The organism is Pseudomonas sp. GL-R-26, from assembly GCF_019947365.1.
Taxonomy (GTDB): domain Bacteria; phylum Pseudomonadota; class Gammaproteobacteria; order Pseudomonadales; family Pseudomonadaceae; genus Aquipseudomonas.
In genome coordinates this window covers 119,937-140,254 of record NZ_JAGYGI010000013.1, presented here as the reverse complement: position 1 = coordinate 140,254, position 20,318 = coordinate 119,937, and the positions used below count along the sequence as shown (strand labels likewise).

18 protein-coding genes, 4 tRNA genes and 1 pseudogene are annotated in these 20,318 nt (G+C 59.2%); 16 read left to right on the top strand and 7 right to left on the bottom strand.

The window, feature by feature from the left end:
- Positions 1-89 precede the first annotated feature (89 nt).
- From KGA96_RS15725 to KGA96_RS15670, 12 genes and pseudogenes are all read left to right on the top strand, one after another.
- Positions 90-650, top strand: coding sequence for a CvpA family protein (locus KGA96_RS15725; RefSeq protein WP_007975669.1), 561 nt, complete (start codon positions 90-92; stop codon positions 648-650).
- Between the two features lie 41 nt (positions 651-691).
- Positions 692-2,197, top strand: coding sequence for an amidophosphoribosyltransferase (purF, locus tag KGA96_RS15720; RefSeq protein ID WP_046038187.1), 1,506 nt, complete (start codon positions 692-694; stop codon positions 2,195-2,197).
- 73 nt (positions 2,198-2,270) lie between these two features.
- Positions 2,271-3,482 carry an O-succinylhomoserine sulfhydrylase gene (locus KGA96_RS15715; protein ID WP_223513525.1) on the top strand — a complete coding sequence of 404 codons (1,212 nt, stop codon included), beginning with the start codon at positions 2,271-2,273 and terminating at the stop codon, positions 3,480-3,482.
- Positions 3,479-4,255 (top strand): SDR family oxidoreductase, encoded by a 777-nt coding sequence (locus KGA96_RS15710; RefSeq protein WP_046038189.1) that lies wholly within the window; start codon positions 3,479-3,481, stop codon positions 4,253-4,255. The genes KGA96_RS15715 and KGA96_RS15710 overlap by 4 nt, the downstream gene beginning before the upstream one ends.
- A 183-nt stretch (positions 4,256-4,438) precedes the next feature.
- Positions 4,439-4,514 (top strand) — tRNA-Val (locus KGA96_RS15705).
- A gap of 53 nt (positions 4,515-4,567) precedes the next feature.
- Positions 4,568-4,644, top strand: a tRNA-Asp gene (locus tag KGA96_RS15700).
- Positions 4,645-4,749: 105 nt separating this feature from the next.
- Positions 4,750-4,826, top strand: a tRNA-Asp gene (locus tag KGA96_RS15695).
- A 605-nt stretch (positions 4,827-5,431) separates the two neighbouring features.
- Positions 5,432-5,608 (top strand): annotated as a pseudogene (locus KGA96_RS15690) (group II intron reverse transcriptase/maturase); the annotation flags it as partial.
- Positions 5,609-6,034: 426 nt separating this feature from the next.
- Complete coding sequence (locus KGA96_RS15685) at positions 6,035-8,866, top strand: xanthine dehydrogenase family protein molybdopterin-binding subunit (protein WP_223513523.1); 2,832 nt, start codon at positions 6,035-6,037, stop codon at positions 8,864-8,866.
- On the top strand, positions 8,859-9,398 hold the full coding sequence (locus tag KGA96_RS15680) for a (2Fe-2S)-binding protein (RefSeq protein ID WP_007982256.1): 540 nt from the start codon (positions 8,859-8,861) through the stop codon (positions 9,396-9,398). Before KGA96_RS15685 ends, KGA96_RS15680 begins: the two co-directional genes overlap by 8 nt.
- Before the next feature lie 2 nt (positions 9,399-9,400).
- Positions 9,401-10,639, top strand: a complete 1,239-nt coding sequence (locus tag KGA96_RS15675) for a cytochrome c (RefSeq protein WP_046041604.1) — start codon at positions 9,401-9,403, stop codon at positions 10,637-10,639.
- A gap of 1 nt (position 10,640) precedes the next feature.
- On the top strand, positions 10,641-11,612 hold the full coding sequence (locus KGA96_RS15670) for an XdhC family protein (protein WP_046041603.1): 972 nt from the start codon (positions 10,641-10,643) through the stop codon (positions 11,610-11,612).
- Positions 11,613-11,731: 119 nt separating this feature from the next.
- Here the strand turns inward: KGA96_RS15670 and KGA96_RS15665 are convergent, their stop codons facing one another.
- The gene (locus tag KGA96_RS15665) at positions 11,732-13,015 is read right to left on the bottom strand and encodes an NAD(P)/FAD-dependent oxidoreductase (RefSeq protein WP_223513522.1); all 1,284 of its coding nucleotides are present in this window, start codon (positions 13,013-13,015) and stop codon (positions 11,732-11,734) included.
- 184 nt (positions 13,016-13,199) lie between these two features.
- Here KGA96_RS15665 and KGA96_RS15660 point away from each other — a divergent pair.
- Positions 13,200-13,276: transfer RNA gene (locus KGA96_RS15660), tRNA-Val, on the top strand.
- A gap of 836 nt (positions 13,277-14,112) precedes the next feature.
- Here the strand turns inward: KGA96_RS15660 and KGA96_RS15655 are convergent.
- Positions 14,113-15,537 carry a DUF1254 domain-containing protein gene (locus KGA96_RS15655; protein ID WP_223513571.1) on the bottom strand — a complete coding sequence of 475 codons (1,425 nt, stop codon included), beginning with the start codon at positions 15,535-15,537 and terminating at the stop codon, positions 14,113-14,115.
- Between the two features lie 480 nt (positions 15,538-16,017).
- Positions 16,018-16,224, bottom strand: coding sequence for a hypothetical protein (locus KGA96_RS15650; RefSeq protein WP_046041601.1), 207 nt, complete (start codon positions 16,222-16,224; stop codon positions 16,018-16,020).
- Between the two features lie 251 nt (positions 16,225-16,475).
- Between KGA96_RS15650 and KGA96_RS15645 the strand changes: the two genes are divergently transcribed.
- The gene (locus KGA96_RS15645) at positions 16,476-16,670 is read left to right on the top strand and encodes a hypothetical protein (protein WP_046041600.1); all 195 of its coding nucleotides are present in this window, start codon (positions 16,476-16,478) and stop codon (positions 16,668-16,670) included.
- Between the two features lie 75 nt (positions 16,671-16,745).
- On the opposite strand, the gene KGA96_RS15640 is transcribed toward KGA96_RS15645, so the two are convergent.
- A complete protein-coding gene (locus KGA96_RS15640; RefSeq protein ID WP_223466164.1) occupies positions 16,746-17,498 on the bottom strand; it encodes a carbonic anhydrase in 753 nt (250 codons plus the stop codon).
- 203 nt (positions 17,499-17,701) lie between these two features.
- Between KGA96_RS15640 and KGA96_RS15635 the strand changes: the two genes are divergently transcribed.
- Positions 17,702-18,157, top strand: a complete 456-nt coding sequence (locus tag KGA96_RS15635; protein WP_223513520.1) for a DUF2214 family protein — start codon at positions 17,702-17,704, stop codon at positions 18,155-18,157.
- Between the two features lie 185 nt (positions 18,158-18,342).
- Here the strand turns inward: KGA96_RS15635 and csrA are convergent, their stop codons facing one another.
- Complete coding sequence (gene csrA / locus KGA96_RS15630) at positions 18,343-18,534, bottom strand: carbon storage regulator CsrA (protein WP_007975691.1); 192 nt, start codon at positions 18,532-18,534, stop codon at positions 18,343-18,345.
- Between the two features lie 250 nt (positions 18,535-18,784).
- On the opposite strand from csrA, the gene KGA96_RS15625 reads away from it, so the two are divergent.
- Positions 18,785-19,150 (top strand): SPOR domain-containing protein, encoded by a 366-nt coding sequence (locus KGA96_RS15625; RefSeq protein ID WP_223466166.1) that lies wholly within the window; start codon positions 18,785-18,787, stop codon positions 19,148-19,150.
- 84 nt (positions 19,151-19,234) lie between these two features.
- On the opposite strand, the gene KGA96_RS15620 is transcribed toward KGA96_RS15625, so the two are convergent.
- Together KGA96_RS15620 and KGA96_RS15615 are read right to left on the bottom strand one after the other, a co-directional pair.
- Entirely contained in the window at positions 19,235-19,924 is a 690-nt protein-coding gene (locus KGA96_RS15620) for an endonuclease (protein ID WP_223513518.1), read from the bottom strand.
- A gap of 4 nt (positions 19,925-19,928) precedes the next feature.
- The gene (locus tag KGA96_RS15615; RefSeq protein ID WP_046041595.1) at positions 19,929-20,198 is read right to left on the bottom strand and encodes a DUF1654 domain-containing protein; all 270 of its coding nucleotides are present in this window, start codon (positions 20,196-20,198) and stop codon (positions 19,929-19,931) included.
- Positions 20,199-20,318: the final 120 nt, after the last annotated feature.

Below are 20,318 nucleotides of genomic sequence, written 5' to 3'. Positions count from 1 at the left end.
CTCGATATGAAATGCACTGACAATCGCAGCTTACCGATAAGCATGGGCTCTGCTAAAATGCGCCGCCTTATCCGTCTGTAGGCTGCACTGTGCCATTTACCTGGGTTGACTGGGCGATCGTAGCAATCGTCGCCATCTCCGCATTGATCAGTCTGAGCCGCGGCTTCGTCAAAGAAGCACTGTCGCTGCTGACCTGGATCATCGCAGGAGTCGTAGCCTGGATGTTCGGTGGCTCACTGTCCGAGTACCTCGGCGGGTACATTCAAACGCCATCGGCACGTATAATCACGGGCTGTGCCATCATGTTTGTCGCCACTTTAATCGTAGGCGCAATGATCAATTATCTTATCGGCGAACTGGTTCGCGTCACCGGGCTCTCCGGGACCGACCGATTCCTCGGGATGGCCTTCGGCGCCGCGCGTGGCGGGTTGCTGGTGGTCATCGCCGTCGGGCTGTTGAGCCTGGGGCCGGTACAGCAGGACGGGTGGTGGAAAGAGTCACAGCTCGTGCCAAAATTTCTATTGGTTGCAGACTGGTCCAAAAACCTGATCCTCGGGTGGAGTAGTCAGTGGCTTGCCAGCGGAATCAGCGTACCCGCTGATATTCCGTTCAAGGAGCAACTCTTGCCGATGGCCAAAACGCCTCAGTGAGTAGTGCTCAGTTCAGATCCATTAAGTAGGGGTTGCGTCGCATGTGTGGCATCGTCGGTATCGTCGGTAAGTCGAACGTCAATCAGGCGCTGTATGACGCGCTAACCGTCCTCCAGCACCGCGGCCAGGACGCTGCCGGTATCGTGACCAGCCATGATGGCCGGTTATTCCTGCGCAAGGACAACGGCCTGGTACGTGACGTGTTCCATCAGCGTCACATGCAGCGCCTGGTCGGTCACATGGGTATTGGCCATGTGCGTTATCCAACCGCGGGCAGCTCGACGTCGGCCGAAGCTCAACCGTTTTACGTCAACTCGCCTTACGGCATCACCTTGGCGCACAACGGTAACCTGACCAACGTTGAACAACTGGCCAAGGAGATTTACGAATCTGACCTGCGCCACGTCAACACCAACTCCGATTCGGAAGTGCTGCTCAACGTGTTCGCGCACGAACTGGCCCAGCGCGGCAAGTTGCAGCCGACCGAAGAAGACGTTTTCGCCGCCGTCACCGACGTGCACAACCGTTGCGTCGGTGGTTATGCCGTCGTGGCGATGATCACCGGCTACGGCATCGTCGGCTTCCGCGACCCGCACGGTATCCGTCCGATCGTCTTCGGCCAGCGTCACACCGACGAAGGCGTCGAGTACATGATCGCCTCGGAAAGTGTTTCCCTGGACGTGCTCGGCTTCACCCTGATTCGCGACCTGGCGCCGGGCGAAGCGGTCTACATCACTGAAGAGGGCAAGCTGTACACCCGTCAGTGCGCGACCAACCCGTCCCTGACGCCGTGCATCTTCGAACACGTCTACCTGGCGCGTCCGGATTCGATCATCGACGGCGTGTCGGTCTACAAGGCCCGCCTGCGCATGGGTGAGAAACTGGCCGAGAAGATTCTGCGCGAGCGTCCGGATCACGACATCGACGTGGTCATCCCGATTCCGGACACCAGTCGCACCGCCGCGCTGGAACTGGCGAACCACCTGGGCGTGAAGTTCCGCGAAGGCTTCGTGAAGAACCGCTACATCGGCCGGACCTTCATCATGCCGGGCCAGGCCGCGCGGAAAAAATCCGTACGCCAGAAGCTCAACGCCATCGAACTGGAATTCCGCGGCAAGAACGTGATGCTGGTGGACGACTCCATCGTTCGCGGCACCACGTGCAAGCAGATCATCCAGATGGCCCGCGAAGCCGGCGCCAAGAACGTCTACTTCTGCTCCGCGGCACCAGCGGTTCGCTACCCGAACGTCTACGGCATCGACATGCCGAGCGCTCACGAGCTGATCGCCCACAACCGTTCGACCCAGGACGTGGCTGACCTGATCGGCGCCGACTGGCTGATCTATCAGGACCTGCCTGACTTGATCGAAGCGGTCGGTGGCGGCAAGATCAAGATCGAAAAGTTCGATTGCGCGGTGTTCGACGGCCAGTACGTCACCGGCGACGTCGACGAGGCTTACCTGAACAAGATCGAGCAGGCGCGCAACGATGCCTCCAAGGTCAAGACGCAGGCAGTCAGTGCGATCATCGATCTGTACAACAACTGAGTAGTTACCGGCCCTGAGGGGCCGGTTTTGTATCTGGCTTTTAATTTACGAGAATAGGGAAAGGAGTGACAGCATGAGTCAGGATTGGGATGCCGGTCGGCTGGACAGCGACCTAGAAGGCGTAGCGTTCGATACCCTGGCCGTACGCGCCGGTCAGCACCGCACGCCGGAAGGCGAACACGGTGATCCGATGTTCTTCACTTCCAGCTACGTGTTCCGTACCGCCGCCGACGCCGCTGCGCGCTTCGCTGGCGAAGTGCCGGGCAACGTTTACTCGCGCTACACCAACCCGACCGTACGCGCCTTCGAAGAGCGCATTGCCGCCCTGGAAAGCGCTGAGCAGGCCGTGGCGACTGCCACCGGCATGGCCGCGATCATGGCCGTGGTGATGAGCCTGTGCAGCGCCGGTGATCATGTGCTGGTGTCGCGCAGCGTGTTCGGCTCGACCATCAGCCTGTTCGAGAAATACTTCAAGCGTTTTGGCATTGAAGTCGATTACGTGGCCCTGGCGGACTTGTCCGGCTGGGATGCGGCAATCAAGGCCGACACCAAATTGCTGTTTGTCGAGTCGCCGTCCAACCCGCTGGCCGAGTTGGTCGACATCGCCGAGCTGTCGAAAATCGCCCACGCCAAAGGCGCGATGCTGGTGGTCGACAACTGCTTCTGCACCCCGGCCTTGCAGCAGCCGCTGAAAATGGGCGCGGACATCGTCGTGCACTCGGCCACCAAGTTCATCGACGGCCAGGGTCGTTGCATGGGTGGCGTGGTCGCCGGTCGTAGCGAGCAGATGAAAGAAGTGGTTGGATTCCTGCGTACCGCCGGTCCGACCCTGAGCCCGTTCAATGCCTGGATCTTCCTCAAAGGCTTGGAAACCCTGAACCTGCGGATGAAGGCCCATTGCGCCAACGCCCAGCAACTGGCCGAGTGGCTGGAGCAGCAGGAAGGCATCGAGAAAGTCCACTACGCCGGCCTCAAGAGCCATCCGCAGCACGAGCTGGCGCTGCGTCAGCAGAAGGGCTTCGGTGCGGTCGTCAGTTTTGAGGTCAAGGGCGGCAAAGAGGGCGCCTGGCGCTTTATCGATGCCACGCGCCTGATATCGATCACCGCCAACCTGGGCGACAGCAAGACCACCATCACCCATCCGAGCACCACCTCCCATGGTCGCCTGGCGCCGCAGGAGCGGGAAGCGGCGGGCATTCGTGACAGCCTGATCCGCGTAGCGGTCGGCCTGGAAGACGTGGCGGACTTGCAAGCCGATCTGGCACGCGGTCTGGCTGCGTTGTGATCGAGTTGTCTACACCGACCACTGGCTCAAATGGCCGCGTAGCGCTGGTGACCGGAGCTGCGCGGGGCATCGGCCTGGGGATCTCGGCCTGGCTGATCAGCGAAGGCTGGCAAGTCGTGTTGACGGACCTGAATCGGGAGCGCGGTTCGAAAGTGGCGAAAGTGCTGGGCGACAACGCCTGGTTCATCGCCATGGATGTCTCCAACGAGGGGCAAGTCGCGCTGGGCGTGGCCGAGGTGCTCGGCCAGTTCGGGCGCCTGGATGCGCTGGTATGCAACGCAGCGGTTGCCGATCCGCACAACATCACCCTGGAAAGCCTCGACCTGGCTCACTGGAATCGGGTGTTGGCGGTGAACCTCAGTGGGCCGATGTTGCTGGCCAAGCACTGTGCGCCGTACCTGCGCGCTCACAGCGGTGCCATCGTCAATCTGGTCTCGACCCGCGCGGGGCAGTCGGAACCCGACACAGAGGCCTATGCGGCGAGCAAGGGCGGTTTGTTGGCCCTGACGCATGCGTTGGCCATCAGTCTAGGTCCGGAGATCCGGGTCAATGCCGTCAGCCCTGGCTGGATCGACGCGCGCGATCCTTCGGTGCGACGTGCCGAGCCATTGAGCGAGGCCGATCATGCCCAGCATCCGGCGGGCAGGGTAGGGACGGTCGAGGACGTCGCGGCGATGGTGGCCTGGCTGCTGTCGAGAAACGCCGGGTTTGTAACCGGCCAGGAATTCGTGGTCGATGGCGGCATGACCAAGAAGATGATCTATGAGCAGTGAACGGCAGCTTCACGCTTCAAGCTGCAAGTTAAAGCGTGACGGTGGTATGCCTGCTGTATGCGTATTTGCTTTTACTCGAAGCTTGAAGCTTGCCGCTAAAAGCTGTTTTTGAAAAAAACTTCAATCCTGCTATTGACTTAGGTTCGCTACCTGCGTAAATTTCGCGGCCTCGGAGATGCAAACGGGTGATTAGCTCAGCTGGGAGAGCGTCTGCCTTACAAGCAGAATGTCGGCGGTTCGATCCCGTCATCACCCACCACTTCCGAGAGACTTGCGAAAGCAAGAGGTAGGCTGAAATGCCTCCACCGACGCGCAGCGGTAGTTCAGTCGGTTAGAATACCGGCCTGTCACGCCGGGGGTCGCGGGTTCGAGTCCCGTCCGCTGCGCCATATTTTCCGAGTCAGGTCCGCCCTGATTCGAGATTGAAAGAGAGATTGAAAAGTCTCAGAGCTTTTAATCAGACGAGTTAATTGAGCGTCAGCTCAAAGCGATACGCAGCGGTAGTTCAGTCGGTTAGAATACCGGCCTGTCACGCCGGGGGTCGCGGGTTCGAGTCCCGTCCGCTGCGCCATATCTGCCCCGAGGCCCACTGAACGCCTTGGAGCTACGAAGAAACCACTGGTTACTTCGAGTCGATAGCAAAGACCCTGGTCGAAAGATCGGGGTTTTTTGTTTGTGCGCCAGGCATGGCGCGTTGCGCGTAAGCGCAACCAGCTTGGCTGTGGTGGCCTCGCTGGTGACTTGGAGGTGAAAGTCCTCTACACACCCGGCAAGGGGAAGTGTTAGCCAGAGGCAAGGGTGTCGCGGGTGACTGCGAATCTGAAGGAAGCCCGAGGCAAACTGCTGGCCTGACGAACAGGAAGCGGATAGAGGCGGCGCAGCGGGGTAAGAAGGCAAGCATCTTCAAAGCCCGATACTTGCACAGAACGCTGTGACGTAGATCCGACAGGCATAAGCAGGAAGGTCACGCGAATTACCCTGGGAGATCTGCACGTTTGCCAGTGTGCTACCGAGCGTCGAGAGGCGACGGGATGAGCGTGCAGAAGTCAGCCGAGGCCGTAGTAAGTGGCGAATAACCCCGCCACCAAGGGCCGAACAGGTTATGCCGCCAGTAGGCGCCAGAGTCTCGTCGAATGCTGAAACGCAGAATATTCTCCAAGAGAAGACTGTTTCCCCTTGATGCGTCTAGGGCTCAACGAAGCTCGTGCTTGTCACTCAGCATTCAACGGTCGAGGCCCTTGGTGGAATTCGGGAGCACCCCATATGAATCAGGCGCTGCCGAAGAAACTCTGGGATCGACTCGGGCTGGTCTCAATACTGGACACGATAACCCGGCTTAACCGCTTAACCTGAACCGCCGTATACGGAACCGTACGTACGGTGGTGTGAGAGGACGGCGGATGTAAATCCGCCTCCTACTCGATCTGGAATTCAGTTTTTTCTCCTCTCGCCTTTTTCCAGTCGGACCTTTCTGCGCACCTCTTTGCAGGACTGGCCGATTGGGTGCTGACGACGCCGTCGTTCAGCGGCACCTCTGACCTCGCGCTACCGAGATTCACGGCTACTATTACTGTGCTGCGTCGAATCGTCGCGTTTTTTTGATTTGCTGGTCAGTTTTTAGTTTTCCGTAAGGCCATAAGCCTATAAACTTAACCTTTCGGTCAGCTTTGCACTGTCAACAACAGCCCTTTGTATCGTCAGAAGGGGCTTCTGCAAGACTCGAGATTTTCCAGTACATAATCAGAAGGGCGGACCCCATAACCGCCCAGAGGATGATCCATGTCCAACCGTGATATATCCCGGCGCTCGTTCCTTCAGGGCGGGCTGGTAGCGGGCGTGAGCGTGACGCTCACGCCATTGAGCAGCCAGGCGCTGGCCGCCTTGATGGAAAACAGCGTGACCGTGCCGTCCGAGCAGTGGCTCGGCAACAATGGCAAGGCGCGCGCCCGTAACGATGCCTTGTCCAAGGTCTGCGGCAGCAAAGTCTTTGCCCGCGACATCCGCGCCAAGGACATGCCGGGCTGGCCGCAGCAGCAAGGCCACGCCATGCTGCTGAAAACCATCAAGGCCGACCACATCTTTGCAGGCATCGACCTGTCGTGGCTCGGTGTCGAGTTGCAACCGGACCGCATCGTCACCGCCGAAGACCTGGTCAAGGACGGTATCGTGTTCCCTGAGGAGCACGCCCCGGATCCGCTGTTGCCGGCCGGCAAGGTGCCGATGTTCATCGGCCACCCGGTGGCGATCCTGATCTGGAACGATTTCGAGCGCTTCCGTCAGGCCAAGAACCAACTCAAATTCAATGACAAGGCAATCCGCTACGGCGATAAAGCGCCGTTTTATGAAGGCGATCCTTACGGCAGCTTCCGCTACGTGCGCGTCGGCGGCGCGACCTCGGCGGACGAAGACGAGTTCGCCAGCCTCAAGGATTCGATCCTGTTCCCGATGCTGAAAAACCGTCGTCCGGTGTGGAACTCCCAGCCGAACCTGCACGGCAACCTGACCGAGCGAGGGTTGTTCTACGCCGAGCGCATGAAGCAGCAGATCGATACGCCGCCGGACAACTGGCTGGTGTTCGACGAGCGCTACAAGACCCCGTCGATCGAGCCGGCCGCCCTGGAGCCGGACAACGGCAACGGCTGGTACGACCCGGCCACCAAGACCCTGCATTTCGTCGTTGCCACCCAGTGTCCGCTGGAAGCGGCGACCGAAACCGCGAAGATGATCGCGCCGTCGCGTTTCGGCCTGGCCAACCTGAACATGCACCCGGGTTACACCGTCGGTTACGGCTCCAAGGACCACAACATTTTCGTCTACTACGCAGCGTTGGCCGCGTTGTACGGCGCCGGTGTGCCGGTGCGCCTGGCCAACGACCGCTACGAGCAGTTCCAGAGCGGCATCAAGCGTCACCCGTTCGACATCCGCTACCAGTTGGCGGTGGACAAGAACGACCACAGCTTCAAGATTTTCCGCTCCGAGATGAGCGTCGACGGTGGCGGGCGAATCAACTACAGCCCGTCGGTGGCAGCGGTGGGCGCCACGGCGGCACAGTCGATCTACTACATGCCGCAGAACGATCTGCAGGTCACGGCCTATCACTCCCGCGCCGTTGAAGCCGGGTCGATGCGTGGCTACGGCACCCTGCAAAGCATGGCAGCGACCGAGATGATGGTCGATGAAATCGCCGGTCGCCTGGGTGTCGATGCCATTGAACTGCGCCGCAAAAACGCACTGCGCTCGGGCATGAAAAACACCCAGGGTGCGATCCCGGCCGGTGCCTTGCGCCTGCACGAGATTCTCGACAAGGCGGCCGTCCACGACACCTGGAAAAACCGCGAGGCGATCAAGAAGCAACGCGAAGCCGCCGACCCGGACAACTGGTACGGGGTGGGGTTCGCCATCTGCCAGAAAGACTTCGGCACCGGTTCCGAAGCGCCGATGGCCAGCATTGAATTCACTGCCGAAGGTCGCATCAGCCTGCGCCACATCGGTATCGAAATCGGCACCGGCATGTCCACCTCGCAAGCCATGGTCGTGGCCGACTTCCTTGGTATTCCAGCGCACGAAGTGAAGACCGGCGAAACCGAATGGAAAGAGTTGCAGCTGGTCAGTGGCGGTAACCCGTACATCATGAGCCAGGCCGAGCAGGACAATTTCCTGCGCAACCCACGCTGGGTCGGCAAGGTCGCTTCGGCTTCGTCGGCCACCAACTCGGCGTACTACTTCAGCCACGCCACCCGTGAAGCGGCGCGCGTGCTGTTCAACCACGGCCTGTGGCCGGCGGCGCTGGAGATCTGGCGACAAGGCCCTTACGGAGGTCAGGCCAACCCTTACGTAGTGCGCCGCGAAGACGCCCATTGGGTCGACGGCAAGCTCACGGCCAACGGGATGGAGCCACTGCCATTCGCCATGCTGGCCAAGCGCATTCACGAGCGTGGCCTGGTGAGTGGCGCCACCGTGCACGGTTTCAACCGCTGGAGCTGGGCCGAGGCCGAGTTCAGCATCGACGGCGTGCGTGAGCGCTTGCCGCTCGACGGCCTGGCGGTGAAGTACGGCGACGGTGCACCGAAGGCGAAGAAGGCGCAGATGAATAGCGCCGGTTTCCATCTGCTGGATCGGCAGGGCATCGCCTACCCGGCGACCCAGCTGAACAACGCGGCGGTGACTTACTACAGCCCGGTCGCGACGCTGGTGGAAGTGAAGGTCAACAAGGGTTCGAACGAAGTGTCGGTGCTCAACCATCACTCGTGGGTCGAGTGCGGTCGGGTGCTGGTGGAAGAACTGGTCAGGGGCCAGCTCGAAGGCGGTATCGCCATGGGCATCGGCCATGCGCTGATGGAAGAGATGCCGCTGTACGAAGGCGGGCCGGGGGAGGGTGACTGGAACTTCAACCGTTACCGCCTGCCGATGGCGCGTCACGTCGCAGTGTGGAAACAGACGGCGGACATCCTGCCGCCACTGTCGCCAAGCGACCCATCCAAGGGTATCGCCGAGGTGGTGATGATCCCGGTGGTCGGTGCCATCGGCAACGCCGTGGCCCATGCCATCGGTAAACGTGTCCGCGACCTGCCTATCACTTCTGCACGCATCAAGGAGGCCCTCAATGGCTAACCGTCCGCTTCAACTGACCCTCAACGGTCAATCCGTCGGCCCAGTGGACATCCCTGATGACCTGCCGATGATCGACTACCTGCACGAGTACAAGAACCTCACCGGCTCGCGCCTGGGCTGCGGCCAGGGCATCTGCCACGCCTGCGTGGTGATCGTCGACAACCCGGACGGCACCAGCGAAGAAGTGCGCACCTGCATCACCGGCGCGCACTATTTCGAAGGCAAGAAGGTTCGGACTATCGAAGGCCATGCGACCCGCGACGAGCAGGGCAAGGTCACCGAGCTGAACCCGATCCAGCAGCGTTTCGTCGATGAATTCGCCTTCCAGTGCAGCTACTGCGCTCCGGGCTTCGTCAATGCCGCAACCGTGCTGGTGGAAAAACTGCAGCGTCAGCCCATCGTCAAAAGCCAGCTGGAAAAAGTCATCGAGGACAGCCTGGGTCATCACATCTGCCGTTGCACCGGGTACGTGCGCTACTACAGCGCCACCCGCAACGTGCTGACCGATCTCGGCCTGGTCAAGGAGGGTTAAGCATGAAGCTTCTACTTAGCCGCCTGGCGTTGGCGGTTGGTCTGGCTGCGCCTGTGGTGGCGGCTCACGCGGATGATGCACAGGCCAAGCAAGGCGAGTACCTCGCCCGCGCCGCCGACTGCATGGCGTGTCATACCGCACCGGGTGGTGCGCCGTACGCGGGCGGCCTGCCGATCGTGTCGCCGTTCGGCACGATCTACGGCACCAACATCACCCCGAGCAAAGAGCACGGCATCGGCCTGTACAGCGATGACGAGTTCTTTGTCGCGCTGACCGAAGGCAAGCGCCGCGATGGCGCGAACCTGTATCCGGCGATGCCCTACACCTCGTATCACCTGATGCCGCGAGCAGATTCCGACGCGATTCATGCCTACCTGAAAACCGTCGAGCCGATCGAGCGCGCTGCGCCGGTCACCAGTCTGAGCTTCCCGTTCAACGTGCGCCTGGGCCTGATGGCCTGGAACATGATGTACGGCAAGGACGTGAAGCTGGAGCCTGCCGAAGGCAAGAGCGAAGCCTGGAAGCGCGGCCAATACATGGTCGACGTGCTGGGTCACTGTGGCGAGTGCCACACCCCACGCGGCTTGCCTGGCGCGATGCAACAGGACAAGCGCATGACCGGTGGCATTCTCAATGGCTATCTGGCACCGAGCCTGCTGGCCACTGACCTGGCGGCCCGTGGCTGGAATCATCAGGACCTGAGCTCGTTCCTCAAGCACGGCATGAGCGCCCAGGGCACGATGTTCAACGAGATGTTCCCGGTGTTCCACAACAGCACCCAGGGCCTCAGCGATCCGGATCTGGCGGCGATGGCGACTTTCCTGCTCGGCGATCAGCCGCCTGCGGCGAAAGTGCTCACCGAAGTGCCGCTGGACAAGCTGAGCCCGAGCGCCCAGCGCGGCCGTCAGGAATATTTGAATGTCTGCGCCGGTTGCCATGCGCCGGGCGGTGAGGGCAAGCCGCACATCGCGGTGGCCATGCGCGGCAACACCACGCTGCGCCTGGAAGATCCGCGCAACCTGGTACGGGTGATCGACGACGGTATCGGTGAGCAGAAGTTCTCCGGTTTCGAACACATGCAACCGATGCCAGGGTTCGCCGCGAAATTGAGCGACGAGCAACTCACGGATCTACTGAACTACCTGCGTCAGGGGTGGGGCGGTCAGCCGAGCGACCTGGCAGTGAACGACGTGCAAAAGTTGCGGGCCGATGCGCCGCCGCTCGAGCACAAGGCCCACTGACATGCAGCATCTCGATCTGCAAGTGATACGCCGGGCGCTGGAGTGGTCGGCGGCCGGACAGCGCATCTGGCTGTGTACGGTGCTGGCCACTTACGGCTCGGCACCGCGCGCACCGGGTTCGCTGCTGGCGGTGAACACGCAGGGGCACTGGATTGGCTCGTTGTCCGGTGGCTGTGTCGAGGAAGACTTTCTGGAGCGCGTCGCCGAGGGCGCGTTTCTGGATCCGGTCAACGTTGTTCGTTACGGCGAAGGCGACGACCCACGCTCGCGCGTCAGCCTGCCATGCGGCGGGGTGCTGGACGTGCTGGTCGAGAAGCTTGATGGCGATTGCGAGGTGCAAGCGCATCTGCGGGAACTGGAGTCGGCGCTGTTGGGCCGGCGTCGGTTGATCCGCGAAGTCGACCTGCAAAGCGGTGCGCGCAGCCTGTTCGATGACCGTGAGCAGGGTGTGCGTATCGAGCGTGAGATCGACCGGGTGCGCGTGCGCGTCGGCGCGGCACAGCGCTTGCTGCTGGCGGGGTATTCCAGTGTCGCCCAGGCCTGTGCGGAGTTTGCCGTGGGGCTTGGGTTCGAGGTGATTTTGTGTGACCCGCGGGACGAAGTGCTGGAAGGCGTCGTGCTGGAAAACGTGGAGATTCGTCGCCAACTGCCGTCGGTGTTCATCGCCGACGGCGGCTGTCACAGCGATACGGCGGTGGTGGCGTTGACCCATGATCCACGTATCGATGACCTGGCGATGATGGAGGCTGTTCGCACCGAGGCGTTTTACATCGGTGTGATGGGCTCCATGCAGACCTCGCAAAAGCGCTTCGAGCGCCTGCGGCGCATTGGTGGTCTGGGGGAGGTCGAGTTGGGGCGGATTCACGCGCCGATCGGGCTGAACCTGGGCAGCAAGACGCCAGCAGAGATCGCCCTGGCGGTGCTGGCGGACATCCTGCGGATTCGCAGCGGTATCGCGCGGGATCGTCTCTAACCCCCCAAAAACTTGTGGGAGCGTGCTTGCTCGCGATGAGGTCGTAACATCCAACATATTCGTTGGCTGCTAGACCGATATCGCGAGCAGGCTCGCTCCCACAATGTATTGCGTGCCGCTTAGTACCCGAACCTGTCCCGCAATCCGTAATACCAGGCGCCCAGTGCCGCGAACGGGGTACGCAGCATTTGTCCGCCAGGGAACGGGTAGTGTGGCAGGTCGGCAAACGCATCAAAACGCTCGGCCTGGCCGCGTAGCGCTTCGGCCAGGACCTTGCCCGCCAGATGCGTGTAGGTCACGCCGTGGCCGCTACAACCCTGGGAATAGTAGATGTTGTCGCCCAGGCGTCCGACCTGGGGCAGGCGCGACAGGGTCAGCAGGAAATTGCCCGTCCACGCGAAATCGATCTTCACGTCCTTGAGCTGCGGGAATGCCTTGAGCATCTTCGGTCGAATGATTGCTTCGATGTTCGCCGGATCCCGCGCGCCATACACCACGCCACCACCGAAAATCAGGCGCTTGTCGCCGCTGAGGCGGTAGTAGTCGAGCAAGTAATTGCAGTCTTCGACACAATAATCCTGAGGCAACAGGGTCTTGGCCAGTTCTTCGCCCAGTGGCTCGGTGGTAATCACCTGTGTGCCGCAAGGCATCGACTTGGCGGCCAGTTCCGGCACCAGGTTGCCCAGATAAGCGTTACCGGCGACGATGATGAATTTGGCCCGGACCTTACCCTGCGGCGTGTGCACCACCGGATTCGCGCCGCGCACGATGCGCACAGCGGGCGACTGCTCGTAAATCGTGCCACCCAGGGACTCGACCGCCGCCGCTTCACCCAGTGCCAGGTTAAGCGGATGGATGTGGCCGCCACTCATGTCGAGCATCCCGCCGACGTACTGATCGCAAGCAACCACCTCGCGGATGCGGCGTTGATCCATCAACTCAAGCTGGGTGTGCCCGAAACGCTCCCACAGGCGCTTCTGGGATTCGAGATGCCCCATCTGCTTGGCGGTCATCGCGGCGAACACGCCTCCGTCCTTCAAGTCGCACTGAATGTTGTACCTGGCGACCCGCTCACGAATGATTCGCCCACCCTCGAACGCCATCTGCCCCAGCAATTGGGCCTGCTTGGGACCGACCGTGCGCTCGATGACATCGATATCGCGGCTATAGCTGTTAACGATCTGGCCGCCATTACGCCCGGACGCCCCGAAACCCACTCCGGCGGCTTCGAGCACCGTGACCTTGAAGCCGTTCTCCAGCAGAAACAGGGCAGAGGACAGCCCCGTATAACCGGCGCCAATCACACAGACATCGGTCTCCACGTCATCCTGCAACGCCGGGCGCGGTGGAACCGCATTGGCCGATGCGGCGTAGTAGGATTCTGGGTAGGGAGTGTTAGCCATCCGGCAGCCTCTGTTTAATATATTTTACGAGTGCGTTGATCCTACCCGAGTTGAAAATCGCCCGCCAGCCACCCGGAAAATCTTCTTTGTACCGGCAAAATTAAATATTTTGCATATTCATAGGGTTAGCTCGAAAAAAGGTGTTGACACCCCTCCGGAATTCCGTAGAATGCCGCCTCACAGCAGGCACGTAGCTCAGTTGGTTAGAGCACCACCTTGACATGGTGGGGGTCGTTGGTTCGAGTCCAATCGCGCCTACCAAACAAAATCCGCTCTGCTGGGCGGTCTAGAAGGGCTCACCGAAAGGTGGGCCTTTTTTTGTTGGTGCGCCAGGCATGGCGCGTTGCGCGTAAGCGCAACCAGCTTGGCTGTGGTGGCCACGCTGGTGACTTGGAGGTGAAAGTCCTCTACACACCCGGCAAGGGGAAGTGTTAGCCAGAGGCAAGGGTGTCGCGGGTGACTGCGAATCTGAAGGAAGCCCGAGGCAAAATGCTGGCCTGACGAACAGGAAGCGGATAGAGGCGGCGCAGCGGGGTAAGAAGGCCAATATCTTCAAAGCCCGATACTTGCACGGAACGCTGCGACGTAGATCCGACAGGCATAAGCAGGAAGGTCGCGCGAATTACCCTGGGAGATCTGTTTAGCCTGCCATGTGCTACCGGCGTCGCGAGATGACGGGATGGGCGACAGAAGTCAGCAGAGGCCGTAGTAGTTGCTCGAAACCGGAGTAATGAAGGGCTGAACCTGCCATGAGTGGATAGTCGGGTGTGATCTCTGTTGGAGCGTAAAGCAGAAACTCCGCGTAGCGGAGGTCAAGACCATTAGGAGGTAGGAGCCGGAAGCTCCGAGGGCCGGTCTGGGCGCTTAGATACCGCAGGCGACACATCAACGGAACCAAGCTCGCTGACGTTGTTTGTCAGTAGGCAGGAACCGCCGTATACGGAACCGTACGTACGGTGGTGTGAGAGGACGGCGGGGGCAACCCCGCCTCCTACTCGATTCTTGGATTTCTTCAGAACGTTGTCCCGTCCTGAATAAGGTTTGCACCTGTTTCAGGGCTAGACAGGGTCATGATTGACGTATGACCCTGCGTCCGGTCAATTGGCTTTGACGATCTCGGGCGGACTCCAGGTTCCCTTGCCAGGCGGCAGGATGGACGGCGCTTCTGTCTTCGGCCAATACAGCCGCATCACCAGGTAGATCAGATCATTCGGTGCCGGCAGCCAGTTGCTTTCCTTGTCTGCGCCGGGCGAATCCTTCTGGATATACAGCGTCAACGAGCCGTCCGCATTCTTCTTCATCTCGGGCAGCATGGGCGAGTTGATGAGGTAGCGATTGATCGGGTTCTTGGTGAGCAGTTGCGTCTTGCCGTCGTACATGGTCACTGACCAGAAGGCGTTGACCGGCGGGAATTGTCCGGCGGGAAGGGTGATGGTGTAGCTGTGCTTGCTGCCGTCAAGCGGCTCGCCATTGGGCAGGGTCTTGGACAGCGGATACGTGGCTTCCTCGGCATCGTTGGCATAAATGCCTGCTTGCGCGACGGCAGCACGCTTCAGCCAGTCGCCGTTGTAGAAGGCGCTGTCGCCGCCGGCACCGACAATGTTCCAGCCATTGATCTTCGTGCCGAGATTCTTGATCCCTTCCTCGACCTGCGCGTGCCCGGCCTGCATGCCCTGAACCACTGCGGCCTTTTGCTCGGCGGACATATCCTGGAAGTTGAAGTCCTTGCCGGCGCCAATGCCGATCCGGGCAAGTTTCGCCCGGATCGCCACTTCATCCGGTGCGGCCGGGGCGTACTGCAAGGCAAAGTCGAGATACTTGAAGAAACCGGTCTTTGCGAGGTCCGTGTTGATCTTCGGGAAGTCGATCGCCGGCGCGGCAGGCGGCGCAGGTTGCTTGAGAAAGGCTGATAGCGGCTGTGCCTTGTAGCCTGACTGGACCTTTACCACGTTCGGCAGGTCATCCGGGTTGAAGAGTTGGGTGCGAAAGAGCGCGAAGGGGAATTGCGTGCCGGAACGAAACACCTTCTTGATGCCCGGTGGGGTCGCGCCCTTCCATTCGGGTCCGACTACCATGTAGTCGCCGGCTTCGTTGCCGGTGGCGCGGCTGCCGATGTAACCGTAGTTGTAGGTGCTGCCGTCGATGAGTTGTACCGAGTAGTACCGTGGTTTCTCTACCGCCGGTACCGATAACACCATCGGCTCGCTGCGCAGGTCCATGAATATCATCGAATAGGGCGTGTCGCTGTTTGGTGAAATAACAGCTGTGTCCTTGTAAGTCGCGACATGGTGCAGGCTATGAATCTGGTTGAACGGCGCCTTGAACTGTCCGGAGTTTTTGTCTACGGCGTAGTCGTACATGATCGCATAGTTCATCACGATGGGCAGGCCGTAGATGTAGCCTTCCGTGGCGATAGCCTTCATTTCAGCGGGAGTGATATCTGCTGCGTGTGTGAAAGTGGATATGAATGACGCCAGCAATATCACCGTACCGCCAAGGGCTCTCGGTATTGGGTTTTTCATGAACATGCATCTCCATTCGTCAAGCCGGATAAGTGAGTGGATCAACTAACTGCGAATCAGGCGCTAGTGTTTGCTCAAGGCATGAGCTCGCATAACGCACTTTGTTTTATCCAAGGATGCTCACTGCTACAGACAGCGCCTGCTGTAGTGCCAGGCTTAACAATTTCGATGCGCTGAAGGACTTCGTTTTTTTGCTCGTATGGCAAGGAGCATAAAACCCTTGTTAGTACCAAGAATCATTATCGATTTTCAGGGAAGCTGACTGTGGAGTTATGTCTAGTTCATGGATTTTCAATCCACAAGTCATTGCGTGTTATTTGCTGAACCTTGCATCCAGCTGGCAATCACTTCGCTGTATTTGAAAGATGAGATGCCCGGATCAGAAAAGCAGTGTCGGGTTATCTAGGCGCGACGATTGCTGAACGGATACCGGATGATTACCGAGTAAATCGTTCAGGTCGTCGCCAGCTTCAGTAGACGTCAGAGGGCAAAGGTCGCTGCGAGGCCATGGTGGCTTTCCTGTGCTCCAGCGATCAGGTGCAGTGGGATGTTCTGCTGTTCTTCAATGGACGGTACTTCGAAGCTCCCTACGATCTGGAGGTGGCGCTCGCTCAGTTCGGTCGACTTTCCTGCTTTTTCCTTGGCCATTCTCGCGTGGTTCATTGCGATTTCGTTGAGCGTTGACACGTTACATCTCCCGGTGACTGACCAAGCGTATCGCTGGAGTCCTTAAGCATTGATTGAATGGCTGCGGCGTCAGAATCCTGTCATTCCGGCGCTGCTACGCGCGATCTTAGCAAGCCTCAAGCCACGGATACGGGCGAATTCATCGTGGTGTTCTGGCAGGCGACGAATGGCGAGCCACTGTGAGTGTTGGCCCGGATTTTTTGTCATTCAGGCGTAAACTAGCGAAGCGACCTCATCAAAAGGAGCCGCCTATGAACACCGATCAAGTGAGCAAGCAGGCACCTGTGGACTCGGCTGTCTGGGATCGATATTTCTGCGCTGCATTGATTGCCGAAAGCAATCTGACTGCTCCGATTGTGGGTGGAGCTACCCACGAGGACAGGCAGAACCTGTTGATCGAGAGGGCCAGAACCCTAGCGGATAAAATGATGCAAAACCGAAGATAACCAGAGCCCAGCCGTCGCGCTGGGCTCTTTGCATGCGAGGTCATGCACCGATGCTGGGGGCGTGCGCGTTGCGGATCAAACGATCAACTCTACCTTGCCGCTCGCCAGGCGATAGATACCGCCCACGATCTTAAGCATGCCTTTGCTCTGCGCATCGGTCAGCAATGGCGAGGCCTGTTTCAGGCTGTTGACCGAGTTTTTGACGTTTTGCACGGTGGCGTTTTCCATCAAGTTCCCGGGCTGCTTGAGTACTGCCTCGACTGCCGACTTGAGTGCGTCAGTCAGTTTCGGGATATGGCCGGGGAAAATCGTCTGATCCTTGACCGCCTTGATGCCGGCCTCGATGGCGCCGCAGCTCTCATGCCCTAGTACGAGAATCAGCGGGGCGCCTAGTACGGCAACTCCGTATTCAAGACTGGCCAAGCCTTCCGGCGTAACGAAGTTGCCCGCGACGCGGATGGCGAAAAGATCGCCGCGCGCGGTGTCGAACGCATATTCCGGGGCGATCCTCGAGTCGGAGCAGCTCAGCACGGCCACGAACGGATTCTGGCCGGACACCAGGGCCTCTCGCTCTGCCTTGAAATCGTGCGTTGTGGAAGTACCGCCTACATATCGTGCATTGCCCTCCATCAGTCTTTTCAACGCCATGTCGGGACTGATTACGTTTTGTGGTTTGGGTGGGGCTGACGCTTTTTCGGCTGCCTGGATGATCTTGCCGGGCAGTGTGCCGGTCAGCAGCAGGGCGCCTGCGCTCAATCCGGCAAGTTGAAGAAAACGACGACGGCCTGTTGTGTTTGAAGCAGAGCTTGAATCACATGATTCACACATGATTTTGTTTACTCAGTTCAATGCGGTGGGAGTGAGTTGCTGTTGGGGCGGGCACTGCCGCGGACGCTCAATACCGGCGCAGTGGAGTCTAGTTGGTCTGTCATGTTGTGTTTCGAGCATTGTCGACGAACACCGTGCACACAGCCATTTCATGGGCTACTACTGACTGGCTCATACAACTTCGACCTGGCAGGAGTTTCTCGATGCTGACTCACTGGTTTCTGGCGGCGGTTCATCTTCTGGCATTTGCCTTGGGATTCTGGGCGGTGTTGGTTCGGGGCACGGCTTTTCGGCGTTTGGCCGACGGGGCCACAGAGGTGCGCAGTGTTCTGATGGCGGACAATATCTGGGGTATTTCAGCTGTCGTTTTATTGATCAGTGGGGGGATGCGAGCGTTTGGCGGGTACGAGAAGGGTACGGACTATTACCTGCATCAACCGCTGTTTCATCTGAAGATGACGCTGTTCGTCCTGATCTTGCTGCTGGAAATCGCACCCATGGTGACGCTGATCAAATGGCGGATAGCGCTTGCCCGTAAAGTGACGATCGATACTGGCCGTGCGAAGCTGTTTGCACGGATCAGTCATATCGAGGCGCTGTTGGTACTGCTGATGGTAGTAGCGGCGACGGGCATGGCACGGGGCGTAATGCTTGGTTAACCACGGAGCGAACGCATCCTTCCCTGGGGTAAACCAGAAAAGTCTGACAGCAATAGGGTAAAGCTTGCCGCTAGTATCGGCCCCTAGGGGGTGGGGGGGGGTAAATGCGCAGGGCGATGGGATGCTGAATCTTTAGCCAGCCGTGATTCCGGACTGAACGGGCTGGCTACTGACTGCAACAGGATTCAGGATTGCGGCTTTTCCGGGGCGGTCAGGCCGGCCTGAATGCGCTGGTAAATTTCTTCACGATGCACTGCAACGTCCTTCGGGGCGTTGATACCGATCCTGACTTGCTGGCCGCTTACGCCCAGGATGGTGATCGTAATGTCATCACCTATGTTTATGCTTTCACCGACTTTGCGGGTGAGTATCAGCATGGTCTTCTCCTTGATTGCTTTGTGGGGCACCTGATTCGGACAGTGCAGAGGTCGGTGTTATGTATAGATTAGTGCGAAGTCTCGCGGTTTGGGTGCCTCTTTCTGACGCGCAGATGCGGCATTAATTCCCAAGGCGTAACTATACAGAGGCCGTAACCATCATTCTCGTTGTTTTGAGCCCATTTTACGGCACTCTTGAAGTATTCATGGGTGTTAAAATCGCCGCTTTATGCATTTAGAGGGAAGCGTCGTGCGCAAAATGGTTTTGGTCATCGCGATATTGGCACTGGCAGGATGTGGTGAGGGCAGCAGTGTGGATGCGCCGAAGCCCAAGCCGGCCATGGCTGCTGTACCCGCTCCAGTGTCCGGTCCGCAATGGGATCTTGAAGTGCGAGGTGAAACCCCTCAGGCGGTCAGCGATCTGAGTGGCTGGCTGATCGAGCACAGTTTCATGTCCAGCGTCGTCAAGGAGAATGGCAATACCCGAATCCTGATGGGGCCGTTCAACTCGAAAGCCGAGGCCGAAGCCAAACAGGATGAAGTCCGCGCGGCGCTCACTCGCTCGAAGAAACAGAACATCGAATTGCTGGTGCTTGAGCGTCCAGTCGCTCAATAACGTAGTGCAGACGTTGAAGAAACAAAAAAGGCCTCGGGTGTTTAGCCCCGAGGCCTTTGTCGTTTCAGGTGTCCTGTTCTGGATTCAGCTGCAGGCCTTCATGTCTACCGGGCCGACGAACTCGTTGCCGCGCCCCATGACGCAACCCACGCTCTGATTGCGTTGGCGCTCCCAGGCCTGTACCGGATAGGTCTTGTCCCAGGCTTCGTAGAGTTGCCGATCCTGTTTCGACAGGCGCAAGCCATACTGCTTGCTCATGTAGAAGTAGGTCCGGGCGATCATGCCGCGAATGGAAGGGCGGGGCATGACTTTCTTGGCCTTGAAGTCGACCTGGGTCAGGCAGGAACCATATTGCCCCGACTGCTCGGGCAACCAGCCAAAGCTGAAGTTACTGCGATCGCCATTGACCTCGCCAATGCTGGGCACCAGGTTGTGCAAATCAGCCTCGGCCTTCTGGTAAACCGGGTCGTAGCGGGTGCAGTTCTTGCGACCGCCCGCTTGCCAGCACTGGCGTTGATGACCGATTTGCCAGGCCGGAACAATATGCTCCCACTCGATGCGGGCTGCGCGTTTGGCATTTTTACGGGGCACATAACCGCAGGTGGCAAGGTTCACCCGGTTGCCGGTGTATTTGCAGCCACAGTAAAACTCGGTGGATTGGGGCGCGTAGAGCTTCCAGGCCACCTTTTTCGCTTCGGTGAAGGTGCGCGGCGCGTCGGCTTGCGCACCCACGACAAAAAACAGAAACAGCAAAGCAAACCAGCGGACACTCATCGACTCAATCTTCCTTCGGCACAACCCAGAAAATCTGCACGCCGCCATCGTCGCGATAGGCGAGGGTGACGTTGTCGTTTTCGTCGATTTCTTCCAGCAAGCGTTCCCATTCATCCACTGGTTCGTCAGGCAGGCGGAAGATCAGCGCTGCCCTGGCCTTTTGTGCGGTGGGAGAGTTGATGATTTTCTGAACGCGCAGGCCCATGCGTACATAGGTGTCAGGAGAGGCAGAGGTGGTGTCCACGGAATTATCCTTATTAAGCTGTACGTGCATACAGTATTTAACTGTAGGCCATTTCGCAACTGCTTAAAAATCAAGAAAATCCTCTGACAGCGATTTGTTCCGTTTGGCGTAAGGCGAAGGGAGTTTTTATGTAAGTTCCAGCGGCAGCCA